The organism is Paenibacillus sp. JJ-223 (genome assembly GCF_927798175.1).
In the GTDB taxonomy this organism is placed as follows: Bacteria; Bacillota; Bacilli; order Paenibacillales; family Paenibacillaceae; genus Paenibacillus; species Paenibacillus hubeiensis.
This window is the reverse complement of the sequence record NZ_CAKMMP010000005.1, coordinates 133,632-152,940: the sequence shown is the minus strand read 5'-3', so window position 1 is coordinate 152,940 and position 19,309 is coordinate 133,632. Positions and strand designations below refer to the sequence as shown.

Here is a 19,309-nt window from a genome sequence, read left to right as displayed (position 1 = left end):
GGAATAGAACGATGTTTGGATTGACGAGGGATTTTGTTCGCAACGGCGGTGTGTTCATGGTGCTGGAGAGGCCCGATGGGTTGCGGATGGACGAGTTAAGCAGCGTGCAGGTCGGAATGCTTGCCTCCAATCGCATTGCAAGAGTGTTGCCGGTCCATATCCGCGAAGTGGATCTTAAGGTGACTCTTCAATATGATATCGCGGGATTCAAGATGCTCTCCCATGCGTTGAAGACGGAAAAGATCAAACTTCACGTGCTGTACGGATTGTTGTTCCAGATCGCAGACACGCTATTGGAGAGCAGGCAATATATGCTGGAGTCATGCAAGTTTATTCTGCAGGAGGATTATTTGTTCGTTAACGGGTCGCTCGATCAAGGGGGAATCGGCATGATTTACGTTCCGATCCAGGGTGCAGCCCAGACAGATATACCTCAGCAATTTCGGGAGCTTGTTATCCGTTTGATGGCCCATGTGCAGCAATTGCAGGGTGAAGGGATTCAGCGCGTGCTCCAGTTATGCCATGAAGAGAGCTGGGATATCAGGCACCTTCGGGAGCTGTTGCTGGAATTGTATGCGAACGGGCAAAAAAGCGAGGATGATCCAGAGAAGACAACCGCGTCCTCCGTTCATCCGGCTGCCGCGTCCGGAATGGAGGCGAAGCTTCATGTTGTGTCCCATGGCACGCATCAAGGTTTGGAATCGGAGCCGGAGTCTTTCCTGTTCAAACGCAAAGGCATAATGTCTTCAGCTTTGGAAACGGGACAGCCGCAGCCCTTTTTGTCGCGATCCGGCGAGCGTTCTGCCGTAGAATCGGAGAAGCCATCCAACCATGACTCGAAGAAGAGGATGTTCAAGCGAAGCTCTGTGGATTCAGGTGAGGACCAGAACCTTGAGACGGACGTGGATGACGAAGGTAAAGATGCGGGGTCTGCCAAAGTGACATACATCGCTTTGGGCTGCATGGTAGGCATGGCTTTGATATGGAGATTCATTTACATGGAACAGCCCGGACAGATGGAAATGATGGTATCTTCCGCTCTGAGCATCATCCTGCTTGGGGCAGCAGTATGGGCGTGGAAAGGGCGAGGGAGGTTTTCGTTTCCTGCCCTGGGTAAACGCCAACGGGAAAGCGGCGGCGAAGAAGAGATGTTTCAGGAAAGCTGGCGTTGGAACAATCAAGCAGGCCATGCAGGTCCGTTTGCAGCCCGCCGAAGCGATGACCCCAGCAAGTTGCAAGATCCATTGCCGGGGTCAGACGCCGCCCCGGAAGGTCCGCATCTGAACACGAATGTTCATCGCATGGATATGCCGTATAACCGTCGGCAGGGAAGCATGGTACAGGATTTGCCGCACCCGCATTTTTCGGACAAAGAACAGTTACAGGATTCGGCAGCATCCACAGAGAACAGCATGCGTTTTGACGTGTCCAGAGAAGCTACCGTCAATTTGCAATCCATGAAAGAAGCCGGCGGCTTCAAAGGCGCAGACACGGGACTGCCCCTGTATTATTTGGAGCGTAGATCCCCTGCAGGGGAGCCGGGCGAGCGGATGGACATAAGGGGAGCCTCGTTTGTTATTGGAAGGTCGGCAGACATGGTACAGTGGGTTGATGCAGCGGTCGGAGTATCCCGTGCGCATGTTGAACTGAGCAGGAACAAAACCGGTTATGCCATTAAAGATCTCGGTTCCGTGAACGGAACGGTCCTTCAGGGGCAGCTGCTTGCCCCTTACAAGGAATATCCGCTCCATGACGGAGATTCCTTCATTTTGGCAGAGTCCGTCTACACCTACCGAGCGGTCCAATCAGTGTAATTTAAGGTCTTCCAACGCTTCTTGCAGCGTCGGATAAGTGAACAGGAAACCCTGATCCAGCGCCTTTTGGGGAATGACACGCTGCCCTTGCAGCACAAGCATAGACATTTCCCCTACCAGTGCCTGGATCAGGAAGCCCGGTACCGGAAACCAATGAGGCCTGCGAAAGACCTTTCCGATGGTTTTTCCAAATTCGTCATTCGTTACCGGATGCGGTGCAGCCGCGTTTACCGGACCGGAAATGGCTTTGTTTTGCACCGTGAAATCAATAAGCCTCACCATATCGTGAATATGAATCCAGCTCGTCCACTGCTTGCCGCTGCCCAGTTTGCCGCCAAATCCAACCAAGTAGGGCAGCTTCATGAGTGGAAAAGCCCCTTTGTGACCCAACACCAGACTGATCCGGATGAAGGCAAGCCTTGTACCTTTAATTTCCTTGGAGGCGGCTTCCCAGCGTTCCGAAACGCGTGCCGGAAAATCCGCTGCATGAAGGGGACTGTCCTCGTCAAAGGTTTCCGTTGCCGATGTTCCATAGATCGCCATGGCAGAAGCCTGCACGACCACCTCCGGTTTGCGTTCAAGTGAAGACACGAGGCGTGCCACCTTTGCTGCGGTCGTTACGCGCGACTCCAGAATCCGCATCTTGGCGCTGCCCGTCCAGCGTTGATTCAACGTTTCTCCCGCAAGATTAACCAACGCATCGAACCCCTCCATACGTTCCGGCTGAACTTCAAGTTGTTCCCAGGATACATATTCCAGATTCGGATATGCCGCTCGTTTATTTTCCGGCAGCTTTCGAGTGATGATCATGATATGGTGATTGGACTTCAGCCAGTAATCCGTCAATGCGCTTCCAATAAATCCGGTTCCGCCGCAGATGGCAATTTTCATAGTGGGCACTCCCTTTTGCGTATCTATCGCAGGTATTCAACAACAACGATCATTGGAAAAAAGCCCCGATCGGTAAGAATGAACTGAAACTTGACCTGCCGGAGCCTGTGTGGGATTCTATTCGTTTATCATGAGGAGTCACCAAAAGCGACGTTCTTAAAACCTTATCCTTTTTTATTTGTTCATCAAATGTTCGTAACGCGAATAATCAATTTCGTTTTTTTGCAAAAAACGGACAAGAAACTTATTGTCCCGCTTGGGCGTGGCGATAATATATCCCTTGATGCAATGGTCGCGGGTGACTTCGGAAGCTTTGCTTTCGATGGCGATTCTGCCGATTTCAGCCGCAATGGAATGCTTCGCGATGTCCCTGAACGGTCCGGGCACCGGCTCCACCAGCTGATCCAAAAAGGCTTTGGCGTCGTCCGTCCATAAATGCCGGCTGGTTTCGACCCAGTGATTTTGCCAATCCAGCTTGGACTTGCCGTCCGCTTTGGGCAATACCTTCAGAAATTTGCGCATCATAAAAAAACCGCCGATACACATGCTGCCTAACAGGATGACTGTCCAAAATGCGATCGTGTTCATAAACCAGTTGCTGGGCGAGCTGCTAGCCAGCGTCAAAACAAGTGGATCGAACATCACTGTAAAAGGTCACCTCGGTTCATTGAATTTTGCGAAAGAAACCCTCCGCTACCCATGTTCCGGAATGCTGTTAAAAATAGCCTGTATTCCGAATTATATCGCATTTCTAGATTTATTTCGATAATCGCGTTAGAATAGGGGATAACTCAAACAAAGGGGGATGAATGATGCTTAAAATAGGCTCTCACGTGTCCTTTTCGGACAAGGGATTATTGAGTGCAACGAATGAGGCGTCCTCGTACGGCTCAAGTTCGTTTATGATATATACGGGTGCTCCGCAGAATACGCGCCGCAAGCCCATTGAATCCATGTTCATCGAAGAAGGCAAACAGGCCATGCAGGCTGCGGGCATGGATGAAATCGTAGTGCATGCGCCGTACATCATTAACCTGGGCTCTTACAAAGAAAATACGTACGAGCTGGCCGTCAGCTTCCTGCAGGAAGAAATTCGGCGGACGCATGCCATCGGCGTAAAAAATATCGTGCTGCATCCCGGTGCTTTCACCGACAAGGATGCGCATTACGGCATTGAGCGCATTGCTCAAGGCCTGAACGAGGTGTTGGACGGCGTGAAGGAGACGGATGTCAATATCGCTCTGGAAACGATGGCCGGCAAAGGCACGGAGATGGGACGCAGCTTCGAAGAGATCGCACAGATTATCGAAAAGGTCAAGCATAACGAACGATTGACGATCTGCATGGATACATGCCATATTCACGATGCAGGCTACGATATCGTGGGAGATTTGGACGGCGTGCTCGAACAATTCGACAGCATCGTCGGACTGGATCGCATTGCCGTCATGCATATCAATGACAGCAAAAATCCGGTGGGCGCACGCAAGGACCGCCACACCCCGATCGGCTCGGGATGGATCGGGTTCGAAGCGATTAACCGGGTTGTGCATCACGAGAAGCTTCAGGGGCGTCCGTTCATTCTGGAAACCCCGTGGATCGGCAAAGATGCCAAGACGCAGCGCCCGATGTATGAGGTGGAAATCGCTTTGCTGCGCGGGGATGTTGCCGGCCGTTTCGGCCAGTCATTTTTGGCTGAAGTCGAGCAGCTGCATCACTTCTTCGAAGGCAAGGAAATCAATCCGCGCTCTTATATTCTCGATGTATGGAACTTGCTCAAAAATGATGCCAAAGCCAAGAAGGCCGATCCGCGCGAGCCGCTGGAGCGCCTGTACGACATGGTGACGGAATCTGCCCTGTTCCCGGATTTGAGCGAGGAACAACTGAATCATCGTTTGATCGCCTGGCTGGCCGGCAAAGAGCTGCTCGTCACGGCTTAATTTAAGGAGGAAAAGTACCCGATGGAGATTCATGCCAAACAATTACGTCCTGATCAACAAAACCGCGCCGACCGGGCGCGGATGCTCATTTCCTGTCCGGATGGACCCGGAATCGTAGCAGCCGTTTCGCATTTCCTGCACCAGCACGGTGCAAACATCGTTCAGTCCGACCAATATACGATGGACCCGGCCGGAGGCATGTTTTTCATGCGCGTCGAGTTCGATCTGCCGCAATTGTCTGACAATTTGAACAAGCTCGAGACAGACTTCGCCGAAGTGGCAGGCAAGTTCCGGATGGAATGGACGTTGACGGCGGTGAGCCGCAAAAAGAAACTCGCCATTTTTGTATCCAAGGAAGACCACTGCCTGGTGGAACTGTTATGGCAATGGCAGGCCGGGGACCTGGATGCGGATATCGCCCTGGTCGTAAGCAACCATTTGGATATGAAAGATTACGTGGAATCTTTCGGTATCCCGTACCATCACATTCCGGTTACCGCAGAGACCAAGCCCGAGGCGGAAAAACGCCAGCTGGAAGTCATCGGCGACGATATCGACGTGATCATTCTTGCGCGTTATATGCAAATCATCTCGCCAACGTTCATTGAACATTATCGCAACCGGATCATTAACATTCATCATTCGTTCCTTCCGGCGTTCGTCGGCGGCAAACCGTATGCTCAGGCATACAAGCGCGGCGTAAAAATCATCGGAGCGACGGCGCATTATGTTACCGAAGAATTGGATGGCGGACCGATTATCGAGCAGGATGTGCAGCGTGTAAGCCATGGTGACGACGTGAACGAATTGAAACGCATCGGACGCACCATTGAACGCGTCGTGCTGGCACGGGCAGTGAAGTGGCATGTGGAGGACCGGGTGCTGGTTCACGAAAATAAAACGGTCGTTTTTTAACCTTATAGTTTAGTGCTGTGCAGGATTAATTTGCAATTGTAATGCCATGCATAATGGCTGTTGAAGGCGGCTCCCGTTCATTGAGAGGGGAGTTCGTCTTTTTTTATGGCATTGTTCCACAAAGAGTATGGTTTTCCGGTTTCGGGTTATACTTCATCCGATGGAAGCATGGGGCGATCCGAGTTGTGGAGGAATGTAAGAGGATCGGTATGGCCTGGGCAAATTTGGTATATGGCGGGCAATTTGCGCCCCAAAGCTGAGCGGAAGCCACTTTCACGATCTCCAACGACCGAATTTCCCTGTTCGCCGAAAAGAGGTTATGGAAAAGCGCCTCGCCAAGTGATACAATACAAAAGTGAATAAGTCAAAATGAAACACTCAAGCGGATTTACTTATTGTTATATACGGTTTGCTTGTATGATGAGAGGGATTCGCTTGCGCACCCGACTTATCTAAAGACATGAGGAGGACAAACCATGACTGACAAGAACGAAGCGATTCAAAAGGACGTAAACAGCACAATCGACAACCTGTCGATCACGACGGTTCGTACACTGGCGATTGACGCCATCGAAAAGGCAAAATCCGGACACCCGGGCATGCCGATGGGTTCCGCTCCGATGGGGTACCAGCTTTTTGCTAAAACGATGACACATAACCCGGCTCACCCGACATGGGTAAATCGGGACCGTTTTGTGCTGTCCGCAGGACATGGTTCCATGCTGCTGTACAGCTTGCTGCACCTGAGCGGTTACGACCTGCCTATGGAAGAACTGAAACAATTCCGCCAATGGGGAAGCAAAACGCCTGGTCACCCGGAATTCGGGCACACTGCGGGTGTTGATGCTACGACAGGACCACTCGGCCAAGGGATTGCAATGGCTGTAGGTATGGCTATGGCTGAAGCACAACTCGGCGCAACCTACAACAAAGACAATTTTGATGTAGTTAACCATTATACGTATGCGATCTGCGGCGACGGCGACCTGATGGAAGGCGTATCCCATGAAGCGGCTTCGCTTGCCGGACGCCTGCACCTCGGCAAACTGATCGTATTGTTCGACTCCAACGACATCACGCTGGACGGCGAATTGAACCTGTCTTCTTCCGAAAGCATCGCGAAGCGTTTCGAAGCATACGGCTGGCAAGTGCTGCGCGTTGAAGACGGCAACGACCTGCCTGCAATTGAAAAAGCAATCCAGGAAGGACAAGCGGAAAGCATTCGTCCTACACTGATCGAAGTGAAAACCGTGATCGGTTACGGCAGCCCGAACAAACAAGGTAAAGGCGGCCACGGCGGTACGCACGGATCCCCACTGGGTGCGGAAGAAGCCAAACTGACCAAAGAATTCTATAAATGGGTATACGAAGAGGACTTCTACGTGCCTGCTGAAGTTCGCGACCATTTCGCGCAAGTGAAAGAGCGCGGCATCGCGGCAAACAAAGCTTGGGACGAGAAATTCGCCGAGTACAAAAAAGCATACCCTGAGCTGGCAGCTCAGTTCGAATCGGCAATCAGCGGCGAACTTCCTGAAGGCTGGGATCGCGATCTGCCTAAATACGCGGCCACAGACAAAGCGGTATCCACACGCGTGGCATCCGGTAACGCCCTGAACGGTCTGGCACCTAACCTGCCTTATCTGACAGGCGGTTCTGCCGACCTGGAAAGCTCCACAATGACACACCTGAACAACATCGCCAACTTCACGCCAGAAGATTACTCCGGCCGCAACATCTACTTCGGTATCCGCGAGTTCGGCATGGCTGCTGCGATGAACGGTATGGCATTGCACAGCGGCGTAAAAGTATTCGGAGGTACGTTCTTCGTATTTACCGACTACCTGCGTCCGGCTGTACGCCTTGCAGCTCTGATGGGTCTGCCTGTAACGTACGTTCTGACTCACGACAGTATCGCTGTTGGTGAAGACGGACCGACTCACGAACCAATCGAGCAATTGGCTTCCTTGCGCATCATTCCTAACCTGACGGTCATCCGTCCGGCTGACGGCAATGAAACTTCCGCAGCATGGGCTTATGCGCTCGAAAACAAAAACAACCCGGTTGCGCTGGTGCTGACTCGTCAAAACCTGCCGATCCTCGAAGGAACGGTAGAAGGCGCGCGCGAGAACGTAAAACGCGGTGCTTATGTTGTGTCTGATGCGAAAGACGGCAAAGCCGTTGCTCAAATCATCGCTACAGGTTCCGAAGTGCAGCTGGCTGTCAAAGCTCAAGCCGCGCTGGCTGAAGAAGGCATTCAAGTTCGTGTCATCAGCATGCCGAGCTGGGATTTGTTCGACAAACAAGACAAAGCATACAAAGAATCCGTCCTGCTGCCTGATGTCAAAGCACGTCTGGCGATTGAAATGGCTCACCCGATGGGTTGGGAAAAATACGTTGGCGACCAAGGCGACATTCTCGGAATCAGCACATTTGGTGCATCCGCGCCTGGAGACCGCGTCATCGCAGAATACGGCTTCACTGTGGAAAACGTGGTTAGCCGCGTAAAAGCATTGCTGTAATAACCACAGCGCTTAAGATAACGTCTATTTAACTTCAGGGGGAGCGGGTACGAATGTCACAGTTTGATCAAGTCAGCGTTGTTAAAAAGGCCAACATTTATTATGAAGGCCAAGTAACCAGCAGAACGGTAATTTTGGGAGATGGCAGCAAAGTCACTCTGGGCATCATGCTTCCAGGCAGCTACGAGTTCGGTACGGATTCCCGCGAAATCATGGAGATTCTGTCCGGCGACCTGAGAGTGTTGCTCCCGGGCGAGGAAAACTGGCTGGAGATTCAAGGCGAAGCCACATTCCATGTGCCTGCCAATTCCAAATTCAAACTGGAGATACGCAGCGTTACCGATTATTGCTGCTCGTACCCGGCGGAATAACACAATAAGGGTAAGCAGGGCCTTGCGAGCAAGGTCCGGTTTACCCTTTTTACTTCGTTTGCCGGATGACAAAGTTGGTTTCGCAAGCTTGTCAGCCCCGTGGATTTGCAGTATCCTAATGCTAAGTTGATTCATTGAAACGGACCAAACACATATAATCAGGAGGGTTTAATATCATGGCTAAAAAAGTGACCTTTGACTACAGCACTGCCCTGCAATTTGTAGGCCAACATGAAGTGGATTATTTTGCTGAACCGATCCGCCTGGCACATGAGCAGCTTCATAACGGTACAGGAACGGGTTCCGACTATCTGGGATGGATCGACCTGCCAACCGCTTACGACAAAGAAGAGTTCTCCCGCATCCAGAAGGCAGCCGCCAAAATCCAAAGCGACTCCGATGTACTGATCGTAATCGGTATCGGTGGTTCTTACCTTGGTGCACGCGCAGCGATCGAAATGCTGACACACTCCTTCTACAACAATTTGCCAAAAGAAAAACGCAAAACGCCAGAAGTTTATTTTGCAGGCAACAACATCAGCTCCACTTATGTGAGCCATCTGCTGGACCTGATCGAAGGCAAAGACTTCTCCGTGAACGTCATTTCCAAATCCGGTACAACAACGGAGCCAGCAATTGCTTTCCGGATCTTCCGCGCTGAACTGGAGAAAAAATACGGCAAAGAAGAAGCTCGCAAACGCATTTATGCAACAACGGACAAAGAGCGCGGCGCTCTCAAAAAATTGGCTAATGAAGAAGGTTATGAGTCCTTCATCATTCCGGATGACGTGGGCGGACGCTATTCCGTGCTGACGGCTGTCGGATTGCTGCCAATCGCGACTGCAGGCATCAACATCGAAGAAATGATGCAGGGCGCGGCTGACGCTTCCAAAGAATACAGCAACCCGAACGTAGCCGAAAATCAAGCCTACCAATATGCAGCCGTTCGTAATGCGTTGTATCGCAAAGGCAAAGGCACGGAAATTCTCGTAAACTATGAGCCATCCTTGCATTTCGTGTCCGAGTGGTGGAAACAGCTGTACGGCGAGAGCGAAGGTAAAGACTTCAAAGGCATCTATCCTGCCTCCGTCGACTTCTCGACAGACCTGCACTCCATGGGACAATTTATCCAGGAAGGCAGCCGCAATATCTTCGAAACCGTAATCCAGGTTGCTGAAGTGGCGGAACACATCTCTATCGCAGCCGATCCGGACGATCTGGACGGACTGAATTTCCTGGAAGGAAAAACGATGGATTTCGTCAACAAAAAAGCATTCCAAGGAACGTTGCTGGCGCATACGGACGGCCAAGTGCCAAACCTGATCGTCAACATTCCGGATATGACTCCATATTCGTTCGGTTATCTGGTATACTTCTTTGAAAAAGCATGCGGCATTAGCGGATATCTGCTGGGTGTCAATCCTTTTGACCAACCGGGCGTTGAAGCTTACAAGAAAAACATGTTTGCATTGCTGGGCAAACCAGGCTATGAAGAAGAGAAAGCAGCGCTGGAAGCGAGACTTTCCGAATAATTCATCGTTTTGCTCATATAGATTGGTTATAAAGGATGGAACAGCATTCCGGATTTAGGCAGCTTCGGCTGCCGAGGTCCGATGTTGTGAACACAGGGCAGTTCGTCCGCGTTTACGCGGGGAACTGCTTTGTTGTAAAATGGATCAAATCAGAAAGTTGGAACGACATGCTTGAACGTTATCGTACGGTCCGCGGACCGGGAAACAAGGAAATCGTCATAAAGAAGTCGCGTTTCATCGGGCATATCATGCCGGTGGAGACTGAAGAGCAGGCCATTGCTTTTATCGATGAAATCAAGAAAAAACATTGGAATGCTACGCATAACTGTTCAGCCTACATGATTGGCGAGCGGGATGAGATTCAGAAGCAGTCCGATGACGGCGAACCGAGCGGTACGGCGGGCAAGCCGATTCTTGAAGTCATCCGGAACCAGCAATTGAAAAATGTGGCCATCGTTGTCACGCGTTATTTCGGGGGAATCATGCTCGGCGCCGGTGGGCTCATCCGTGCATACACGGATGGTGCGGTTGCAGCCATCGAAGCAGGAGAAGGAATTACGCGGGTTCTGCATCGCGAAGTATTCGTGGAGCTGGATTACACGTGGCTGGGCAAAGTGGAGAATGAATTAAGGAGCCGGGAAGTCCGTACAGGTGAAACGAGTTTTACCGATAAGGTTACGTTGACTTGTCTTCCGCCGGATAGTGAGACCGAGGCATTCATCGCCTGGATCACGGATTTGACGCAAGGGCAATCCCGGGTCACGGAGGGACAGCGGCTTTATTTTATTGAAGGGGAATAAAATATATGGCTAGAAGAGCAGTCGAACAGGAGTTGTCGAGGGAGCGGATACTGGAGGCGGCGAGGCATCTTTTTATAACCAAAGGATACCGCGCCATTTCGATGCGGAGCATCGGCCAGCATCTGGGCTATAGTCATGGGTCGCTGTATTACCATTTCAAGGAAAAGGCAGAACTGTTTTATGCCATCGTGGTTGAAGATTTCAACCACTTGGGACATCTGCTGCTGCAAGCCATGGTCAGGCCTAGAACGAGCGAGTTGACCAAAGTGGAGCAGATCATGATGGAGTTCATTCGTTTTGCGCTGGAAAATCCGTATCAGTATGAGATCATGTTTATGATTCGGGATGAGGAATTATTGTCTTATTGCAGGACGGAGCAGGGACGCTGCTTCGAATTGTTTGCCTCCATTGTGCGCCAATACATGAAAGAGGAAGGATGCCCGGAGGAAGACATTCAATGTGTGCCAAGGACATTGTTTCTGTCGATGCATGGATTTATCTCTTACTATATACAAGACCGATTGACGTTTGCCGAGATCGAAGCAGCAGCTCTGACACATGTAAAAGTGTTATGCCGCAATCTTCAACACCAGCCTGGCGTCCAATAATGACGCTTTCGTCACACTTCATACTTCAGGGCGGTGAATTGTCATAACATTAATTCTTTATTACGTTATCTTACGAAAGTTAATATGCAGAAAAGAAAAGAGCAGGCGGTTTATGGCCCGAATGAGGGCGGACCGCCTGTTCGTGTTTGTTCAGCCCTCCATGATTTTGATGAAATATTCCCTGGAACGAGGTCCGTCGAATTCGCAAAAGTAAATGCCTTGCCAGCGACCCAGCAGCAACCGCCCTTCATGAATGATGATCGTTTGTGAAGGTCCGGTCGTTATGGATTTAAGATGGGAAGCGGTGTTTCCTTCAGCATGCAGGTATTGCGGATGCTCCCAAGGGTAGACTTCATCCAGGCGCAGCAGCACGTCGTGTTTTACGTCAGGATCCGCATTTTCGTTGATGGCAATGCCTGCCGTCGTGTGCGGGCAGTAGACGAGCACGGTGCCGTTCTGCACGCCGCTTCTGCGGACAACCTGCTCAACCTCGTGCGTAATATCCTTCATTTCGTCCCGTCTTGTTGTGGACAGATTCATCGTTTGCAGCATGGTGGTGACACTCCTTTTCATTTACATATCCACGATTTGAAATGGTTTTGCTTATAAGACAGATCATCTTTATTACATACTCAAATTGTACCTTAATCCAGAGCGTTGAAACAAACCGCTGAACCCCAGCAATTCTTCTCGAAAAAGCATTGACGACCTGTACTGTAAACTGGTAAAGTATCAGATAAGTCAAAACCAAGTAGACTAATGGGAATAATATTAAAGGAATAAAAACCAACTAAGGGAAATCGTTGTATTCAGCGGAAAGAGCGCCGACCGGAGTAAGCCGGAGGCTGGGAGGGAATGCAGTAATGAATACCGTTCTTCGTCATAAAGGATGGACTTGGGGATTCCGCAGTACCGTATTGTTGTATTTCATAGTGTTGATCGTGCTTCCGATCATTGGCGTCTACGTGAACTCATTCTCTGAGGGATGGGCCAATTTTGCGGAAAGCGTGATGGACCCGATTGCCTGGAAAGCCGTGCTGTTGACTATACGGCTGGCGGTGATTGCTACGCTGATCAACGTGGTTATCGGCACGATGGTTGCCTGGGTGCTCACGCGTTACCGTTTCTGGGGCAGATCGCTGCTTAACAGTCTGGTGGACCTGCCTTTTGCACTCCCGACGGCGGTGGGCGGATTAATGATCATGCTGCTGCTCGGTCCGGTAAGCGCCATCGGCAAGTTGGCCGAATCGCTCGGGTTCCAAATCGTATTTCATCAGCCGGCCATCGTCATCGCGATGACGTTTGTGACCTTTCCTTTTGTCATCCGTGCGGTCCAGCCTTTGCTGGAGGAAATCGATCCTTCTGAAGAAGAAGCGTCCTATACGATGGGAGCATCCAAGGCCCGTACCTTTATGCAGGTGATTCTGCCATCGATGCTGCCGGGCATGATTAGCGGAGGCATGCTCGCTTTCTCCAGAGCCCTTGCCGAATTCGGGGCCGTCGTACTCGTGGCGGGAAACATCCCGGGCAGAACGCTGACCGCCTCCGTATTTATTTACGGGGAAATCGAGAGCGATAATCCGACCGGAGCGGCAGCTGTCTCGGTGCTGCTATTAACACTGTCTTTTCTGATCCTCTGGCTGATCAATCTGGTGCAGATGCGGGGGAGAAGAAGATGAGAAGACTGTTGATCGGACTTACCTTTCTGGTATTCATTATTTTGCTGATTATTCCGCTTGGACGGATTATCATCGGTGCATTCGAAGATGGTTTCGGAGGATTGCTGGATGGGCTGCTGCGGCCTGAAGCGCTGCATGCGCTAATGATGACAGGGCTGGTCGTGCTCGTTGTCACGCTGCTGAACACGTTGTTCGGCATCATGATGGCGATCTATCTGGTTCGTGCAGGATGGCTCAGCGATCGGATCAAAGGTTTGCTGAACAGCATCGTGGACCTGCCATATGCCGTATCGCCTGTCATCGGCGGATTGATGATTGTATTGCTGCTCGGACCGAACAGCATCATGGGCGGTTTTTTTGAGGGGATCGGTTTCAACGTGGTCTACGCTTTCCCCGGAATGGTCATTGCGACGCTGTTCGTCACGTTTCCGCTCATGATCCGCGAGGTGATGCCTGTGCTGCAGGAATTGGGTTCTCAACAGGAAGAGGCTGCATCTACCCTGGGGGCATACAGCTGGCGAACCTTTTGGAGCGTGACCTGGCCTTCGATCCGCTGGGCCGTCATTTATGGGCTGGTGTTGACCGTGGCCCGTTCTCTCGGCGAGTTCGGGGCCGTGCTTGTCGTATCCGGCAATATCATGAACAAAACGCAAACCGCAACAACGCTTGTCTATCAGGACGTCGAAAACTTCAACGTTTCGGCCGCCAACGGGGTGGCATTGGTTCTCGTAACGTTTTCCGCATTACTACTGCTCATCATGGAATGGGCCAAGAAGCGAAAGGAAGTGCATTGAGATGCATGTTGAGGTTCGGAATCTGAACAAACATTTCGGTCAGTTTCATGCGGTCAAGGATGTCTCGTTCGATATTGCCAAAGGTCACTTGATCGGCCTGCTCGGTCCGAGCGGCGGAGGCAAAACGTCGATTTTGCGCATGCTGGCCGGCCTCGAAAGCCCGGACTCCGGAGAGATCCGTTTTCACGGAAACGTGGTGAATCATTTGCCTCCACAGGAGCGCGGCATCGGATTCGTATTCCAGAATTACGCGTTATTCAAGCATATGACCGTATTCGATAACATCGCTTTCGGGCTCAAGGTCAAAAAGACGCCCAAAGCGCAAATTCGCGATCGGGTCATGGAACTGGTCGAGCTGACCGGACTCAAAGGGTTCGAGCAGCGTTATCCGCACCAGCTGTCCGGCGGACAACGCCAGCGCGTGGCGTTTGCGAGAGCGTTGGCGCCGGAGCCGCAGCTGCTTCTGCTGGATGAGCCGTTCGCCGCCATCGATGCCAAGATCCGCCAGGAGCTGCGCTCTTGGCTGAGAGAGCTGATCGAGCGCGTAGGCATTACGTCCATCTTTGTTACCCATGACCAGGATGAGGCCATTGAGGTGGCGGACGAGATCATGATCATCAGTCAGGGACGGGTCGAGCAGAAGGGCACGCCGTGGGACATTTACAAAAACCCGCAGACCCCTTTTGTGGCTACGTTTATCGGCGAATCGACCGTGGTGGAGAATGCTGCCGAGCTTAAAGGTTTTGAACGAGCGGCGCAAGGAGAAGCTACCCGGGCACTGATTCGTCCGGAATATATCGAGATCGGTCTCGAGAACGAATTCACGATGCTGTCGGCAACGGAAAAAGGTACCGTAAAGCATCTTCATTTCCGTGGCAGCGAATGGATGGTTGAAGTGGAAGTGCGAGGCCACAAGCTCATTACGTACCGCTCGTTGGAGAAAACAACGCTGGAGATCGGGCAGGAGATCCGGGTGCTGGTGCATCGGGCCTATCTGTTCAACGATTCGGACAGCTGGGTTGTGGAAAATGCGCTCAAGGAAGATCCGATGCCGGTCATGATTTAGGGATGAATGATTGCTCGGTTCAAGTAACCGATCGACAATCATATGTGATTGCGAGCAGTCAACTAAGCTGAATTTTGAAAAGAGGGACTGTACATGCAGACCAGGAAAAAAAGCATCGCTCTGGTATATGCCGCATTGTTATTGTTGTTGGTCTGCGCGCTGGCAGGTTGCAGCAACCGGCAGGAAACAGGCGAAGCAGCGGATGGCTCCTCCGCAGAAGCGAAATCGGATACGCTGGTCATTGGGGCATACAGCGTCGTCAAAGATGCCATGGCGGAATTGCTGCCGAAGTTTCAGGAGGAATGGAAGGCCAAGACGGGCAAAACCGTTCATTTCCAGGAATCCTACGAGGCTTCGGGCACACAGGCGAGAGCCATCGTGGGCGGATTCGAGGCGGATGTTGCGCTTTTGGCCATGGAAGGCGATGTTGACAAGCTGGTCAAAGCGGATCTGGTGCAGCCTGAATGGAAGCAGTCACCTTACAACGGCATGATCACGCGTTCCATCGTGGTGTTGGGCACGCGCGAAGGAAATCCGCTCGGCATTCAGGACTTTGAAGATTTGACGAAACCCGGCGTCAAGGTGCTGTATCCTAACCCCAAAACGTCAGGCGGAGCCCAGTGGGACATCAATGCCATTTACGGCGCTGGATTGAAACAGTCGGAGGAGCAGGAAGGCAAGAAAGACCCGGCGGCCGCGAAGGCGTTTCTGGAGAAGGTACATCGAAATGTGGAATCGCTGGACAAGAGCGGCCGGTCGTCGATGGCAGCCTTCGAATACGGCGTGGGTGACGTCATCGTAACATACGAGAATGAGCTGCTCGCCCGGATTGCCAAAGGAGTAAAGTATGATATCGTGGTGCCGAAAGATACGATCCTGATCGAAAATCCGGCGGTCGTCGTGGACAAATACGCGGACAAAAACGGAAAACGCGAGTTGGCGGAAGCTTTTGTGGCCTATCTGCGTACACCAGAAGCGCAGCGCATTTTCGCCAAGCACGGTTTTCGTGCGGTCGACCCTGACGTTTTTGCGGAGACGGCATCCGAATTTCCGATTCCCGAAGGTTTGTTCGACATCGACTACCTTGGCGGATGGGATGAGGTTCGGAATACGCTGTATTCCAAACGCGGCGTATGGTACCAGGTGCTGGCAGGCCTATAGAAGCGGCAGTCGGATCATACCGGATCATCATGGAGCCTCCAGCCCCTCGCTGGAGGTTTTGTCGTTTGGCTGCGGTCGGGGCATTTTTTGTACCTGACGGAACGAACAGGCTATAATGAATCGGGACGATGAACATAGCGTTATTACAGGAAGGTGTGAATGGAATGAATACTGAAGTCAAATTATCACAAAGCACGGCGATCCGCGTGGAGCATGCACGCATCAACGGCATGTCGGATGCGGCCATACTGGAGGCGATTCGGACGCAGAACGCGTCCGGCTTTGATACAGTGGCTGACGATTATTACGTGTACGACGAGTTTCTGTCCTATGCTGCAGAGCATGGCGAGCGTCTGGAAGAAGCCGTGAAGGACGGGTACCGAATGACCTTTAATACTCGTGGTGGACTCGGCATTTGGCTGGAGAAAGCCTTTGGTTTGAAGGCCGATCAAGACTTCACCGTAGGAGAAGGCATCGTGACCGGTTTGCGCCTGAAGCCGGAACAAGCCGAAATACTGGCACGGCGATTGGCAAGCAATTGGATCGTCGCGGAATCCGTGGACGTGCCCGCAGGAAAGGAGCTTACGCTGAAACTGCGCGCCTTGGCATAGTCTCAGGTAACGGCAAGCAGCAATACATAGCAAGGTTATTCGCGAAGAGTCAGAGGATCATCCCGATGCGGAAGCGGTACCGCATCAGGGTGGTCTTTTTTTGCAAAAAAGCGAGGATGACATATAATCAACAGTAGTTAAGATGGACGTGACGAGGGGGAATACGAATGAGTTGGATGAATCGGCTGACATTTGTAGGCACAGGTGATGCGATGGGCGTTCCGCGCGTATATTGTGAGTGCGAGATTTGCATGGAAGCCCGGAGCACAGGCGTCAACCGGCGCAGGCGATCTTCCGTGCTGCTTCACGGTACAGATGATGAAAGAAGGATCCTGATCGATTGCGGACCGGACTGGCGGTCCCAGATGGAAGGGCTGGGTCTCCGAATGGTGCATACGCTGCTGATCACCCATGCGCATTTTGATCATATCGGAGGTTTGCCGGAATGGGCCGATGCATGCCGCTGGCTTGGGGTTAAAGGACGGTTGTATGCACCGCGCGAGGTTATTGCGGTCATTCAAGGTCAATTTCCGTGGCTGTCCAGGCATATGGACTTTCTGGAAACGGATGAGGGCATTGAGCTGGGTGGATGGAAGATTTCCTCCTGGAAAGTGTGCCACGGCAAAAACGGATATTCTTATGCATATCGATTGGAACGGGAAGGATACCGCTGGGCCTATTGCTCCGATGCCATCGATTTGAAGCCGAACGAAAAGGAACTGCTGCACGATCTGGACGTGCTGGTGCTTGGAACGAGCTTTGTGCATGAGCAGGCGGAATTCTCCACACGCTCGGTGTACGACATGCGCGAAGCGCAAGAGCTGCTTGACGAGGTGAAGCCTAGGCATGCATATTTCACCCACATGTCCCATGATGTGGATCTAAGGAAAGATTACGGCTTGCCTGGCGGTATTACGCTGGCTCGCGCAGGAATGACCATAACGTTGGATAAGGAAACGGAACCTTTTTGAAAAAAATCGCTAATCTGCGTATCCTTTGCGGACCGCTGTTCGTTTACAAGATGTAAGACCAATCAGGAACCAACAAAGGGGGGCCCCTTACATGGCCTTTGTGAAGTCCGTCGATTGCAGAATCAACAGACCACTTGATGAACAAAAGCGAAATGCCAACCGAATTATGAACTATGGCACCAAACCGATCACAATGTCTGCATTTTCTGGCGATCCGGGAATTTCGACCAGGAATGCGCAGCAGGAGACAGGCATAAACCAAGCGCCAGCGGCAAGTCTGACCGAAACGCTTGGTTCACTGTATGCCTATTGCATGACGCTGACGGGGTCCGTCTGGGAGACGGAAGATCTGGTGCAGGAAACGTGTCTTAAAGCATGGTCCTCCACATATGCCGGGCAGCAGAGTACGAACCCGGAAATGAACTGGGAGGCCTATCTGGTCCGCACGGCGCGTAATACGTGGATTGACCAGCTTCGCAAGCGTGCACGCTTGTCACGGAAGCTGGACAGCCTGAAACCGCTGCTTGCGGACACGGAGCACGAAGAACGATTTGAAGACCTGGAGCTGGCGGTCCGTCTGCTGGTCAACGGGCTGCCGCCATGGCAAAGGGTCATTTATATGTTAAGGGATCTGTTGGGATATACGGCGGCAGAGACAGCGGATTTGCTGGATACGACGGAGGGGGCGGTCAAAGCCGCCCTGAGCCGGGCTCGAGCCGCGCTTGCAAAGATCAGGCAGAGGCTGCATGATTCGGGTTCCGACGATCCGTCGACCGGCCCGGATTATGGATTGCGGGAAGATGAGCAAGGCGCAGAGCAGCTGCGCAGCTATTTGAGGGCGTTCCGCACCGGCGATGCCGTGGCGCTAATCGATCTGTGCCTGAACCGGAGCGATGACCCGATGGCCGTCGCCGGCACGATTTTGCAGGCTCTGCCGTCTCAAACGATGCAGCCCGTGCTGCATGGCCAGGATGTTCCGCGCATGTTTGGGGCAGGCTTGGCCGTCTGCATGGTTGCATAAACCGAGGAGGCGACAAGCATGAACGTAGTACCATACGTAGTGGAGCAGACAGCCCGCGGAGAGCGGAGCTATGATATTTACTCCCGATTGTTGAAAGATCGCATTATTATGGTGTCCGGGGAAATCGAGGACCAGATGGCGAATGCCATCGTGGCACAGCTGTTGTTTCTGACCGCAGAGGATCCCGACAAAGATATCCAAATGTACATCAACAGTCCGGGAGGCTCGGTTACAGCCGGGTTCTCGATTTATGATACGATGCAGTTTGTGAAACCCGATATTTCCACGATCTGCACAGGCATGGCGGCCAGCTTTGGCACGATATTGCTCGTCGGAGGCACCAAAGGCAAACGGATGGCTTTGCCGAACAGCGAGATCATGATCCACCAGCCGCATGGCGGCACGCGGGGCCAGGCGTCGGATATGCTGATTCATGCGAACCGGATCATCCAGCACCGCCAGCGTTTGAACCAACTGCTGGCAGATCGCACGGGCCAGCCGCTGGATCGCATCGAGAAGGATTCGGACCGGGACTACTTCCTGACTTCGGCGGAAGCGGTGGAGTATGGATTGATTGACAAGGTGATTTCCGGAACCTGATCAAGGAACGGAGACG

19 protein-coding genes are annotated in these 19,309 nt (G+C 52.1%); 16 read left to right on the top strand and 3 right to left on the bottom strand.

Annotated elements, in window-relative coordinates; all coding sequences use genetic code 11:
• Positions 1-11: 11 nt before the first annotated feature.
• A complete protein-coding gene (locus tag L6H98_RS11080; RefSeq protein ID WP_236415069.1) occupies positions 12-1,814 on the top strand; it encodes a DUF6382 domain-containing protein in 1,803 nt (600 codons plus the stop codon).
• Here the strand turns inward: L6H98_RS11080 and L6H98_RS11075 are convergent.
• Both L6H98_RS11075 and L6H98_RS11070 read right to left on the bottom strand, forming a co-directional pair.
• Complete coding sequence (locus tag L6H98_RS11075; protein ID WP_236415067.1) at positions 1,806-2,705, bottom strand: TIGR01777 family oxidoreductase; 900 nt, start codon at positions 2,703-2,705, stop codon at positions 1,806-1,808. The genes L6H98_RS11080 and L6H98_RS11075 overlap by 9 nt on opposite strands.
• A gap of 174 nt (positions 2,706-2,879) precedes the next feature.
• Positions 2,880-3,347 carry a DUF2621 domain-containing protein gene (locus L6H98_RS11070; RefSeq protein ID WP_236415388.1) on the bottom strand — a complete coding sequence of 156 codons (468 nt, stop codon included), beginning with the start codon at positions 3,345-3,347 and terminating at the stop codon, positions 2,880-2,882.
• Positions 3,348-3,517: 170 nt separating this feature from the next.
• Between L6H98_RS11070 and L6H98_RS11065 the strand changes: the two genes are divergently transcribed.
• The 7 genes from L6H98_RS11065 to L6H98_RS11035 all read left to right on the top strand — a co-directional run bounded on the left by L6H98_RS11065 (position 3,518) and on the right by L6H98_RS11035 (position 11,390).
• Entirely contained in the window at positions 3,518-4,645 is a 1,128-nt protein-coding gene (locus L6H98_RS11065) for a deoxyribonuclease IV (RefSeq protein ID WP_236415386.1), read from the top strand.
• Positions 4,646-4,666: 21 nt separating this feature from the next.
• Positions 4,667-5,560: a formyltetrahydrofolate deformylase gene (gene purU / locus L6H98_RS11060; RefSeq protein WP_236415065.1), complete on the top strand. Its 894-nt coding sequence runs from the start codon at positions 4,667-4,669 to the stop codon at positions 5,558-5,560.
• Between the two features lie 476 nt (positions 5,561-6,036).
• Positions 6,037-8,079, top strand: a complete 2,043-nt coding sequence (gene tkt, locus L6H98_RS11055) for a transketolase (RefSeq protein WP_236415063.1) — start codon at positions 6,037-6,039, stop codon at positions 8,077-8,079.
• A gap of 53 nt (positions 8,080-8,132) precedes the next feature.
• Positions 8,133-8,450: a pyrimidine/purine nucleoside phosphorylase gene (locus L6H98_RS11050; protein WP_236415061.1), complete on the top strand. Its 318-nt coding sequence runs from the start codon at positions 8,133-8,135 to the stop codon at positions 8,448-8,450.
• A gap of 176 nt (positions 8,451-8,626) precedes the next feature.
• On the top strand, positions 8,627-9,982 hold the full coding sequence (locus tag L6H98_RS11045; protein ID WP_236415059.1) for a glucose-6-phosphate isomerase: 1,356 nt from the start codon (positions 8,627-8,629) through the stop codon (positions 9,980-9,982).
• 167 nt (positions 9,983-10,149) lie between these two features.
• Complete coding sequence (locus L6H98_RS11040; protein WP_236415057.1) at positions 10,150-10,782, top strand: YigZ family protein; 633 nt, start codon at positions 10,150-10,152, stop codon at positions 10,780-10,782.
• A gap of 5 nt (positions 10,783-10,787) precedes the next feature.
• On the top strand, positions 10,788-11,390 hold the full coding sequence (locus L6H98_RS11035) for a TetR/AcrR family transcriptional regulator (RefSeq protein ID WP_236415056.1): 603 nt from the start codon (positions 10,788-10,790) through the stop codon (positions 11,388-11,390).
• Positions 11,391-11,540: 150 nt separating this feature from the next.
• Here L6H98_RS11035 and L6H98_RS11030 read toward each other — a convergent pair whose 3' ends face one another.
• Positions 11,541-11,942, bottom strand: a complete 402-nt coding sequence (locus L6H98_RS11030) for a secondary thiamine-phosphate synthase enzyme YjbQ (RefSeq protein ID WP_236415055.1) — start codon at positions 11,940-11,942, stop codon at positions 11,541-11,543.
• 311 nt (positions 11,943-12,253) lie between these two features.
• On the opposite strand from L6H98_RS11030, the gene cysT reads away from it, so the two are divergent.
• The 8 genes from cysT (at position 12,254) to clpP (ending at position 19,293) form a co-directional block, all read left to right on the top strand.
• Positions 12,254-13,069, top strand: a complete 816-nt coding sequence (gene cysT / locus L6H98_RS11025; protein ID WP_236415054.1) for a sulfate ABC transporter permease subunit CysT — start codon at positions 12,254-12,256, stop codon at positions 13,067-13,069.
• Positions 13,066-13,863 (top strand): sulfate ABC transporter permease subunit, encoded by a 798-nt coding sequence (locus tag L6H98_RS11020; protein WP_236415053.1) that lies wholly within the window; start codon positions 13,066-13,068, stop codon positions 13,861-13,863. Before cysT ends, L6H98_RS11020 begins: the two co-directional genes overlap by 4 nt.
• A 1-nt stretch (position 13,864) precedes the next feature.
• On the top strand, positions 13,865-14,929 hold the full coding sequence (cysA, locus tag L6H98_RS11015; protein WP_236415052.1) for a sulfate ABC transporter ATP-binding protein: 1,065 nt from the start codon (positions 13,865-13,867) through the stop codon (positions 14,927-14,929).
• A 93-nt stretch (positions 14,930-15,022) separates the two neighbouring features.
• The gene (locus L6H98_RS11010; RefSeq protein ID WP_236415051.1) at positions 15,023-16,090 is read left to right on the top strand and encodes a sulfate ABC transporter substrate-binding protein; all 1,068 of its coding nucleotides are present in this window, start codon (positions 15,023-15,025) and stop codon (positions 16,088-16,090) included.
• A 164-nt stretch (positions 16,091-16,254) separates the two neighbouring features.
• Entirely contained in the window at positions 16,255-16,701 is a 447-nt protein-coding gene (locus tag L6H98_RS11005) for a hypothetical protein (RefSeq protein WP_236415050.1), read from the top strand.
• 176 nt (positions 16,702-16,877) lie between these two features.
• Positions 16,878-17,672, top strand: coding sequence for an MBL fold metallo-hydrolase (locus L6H98_RS11000; RefSeq protein ID WP_236415384.1), 795 nt, complete (start codon positions 16,878-16,880; stop codon positions 17,670-17,672).
• A gap of 91 nt (positions 17,673-17,763) precedes the next feature.
• The gene (locus L6H98_RS10995) at positions 17,764-18,693 is read left to right on the top strand and encodes an RNA polymerase sigma factor (protein ID WP_236415049.1); all 930 of its coding nucleotides are present in this window, start codon (positions 17,764-17,766) and stop codon (positions 18,691-18,693) included.
• An 18-nt stretch (positions 18,694-18,711) separates the two neighbouring features.
• On the top strand, positions 18,712-19,293 hold the full coding sequence (gene clpP / locus L6H98_RS10990) for an ATP-dependent Clp endopeptidase proteolytic subunit ClpP (RefSeq protein ID WP_236415048.1): 582 nt from the start codon (positions 18,712-18,714) through the stop codon (positions 19,291-19,293).
• Positions 19,294-19,309 lie beyond the last annotated feature (16 nt).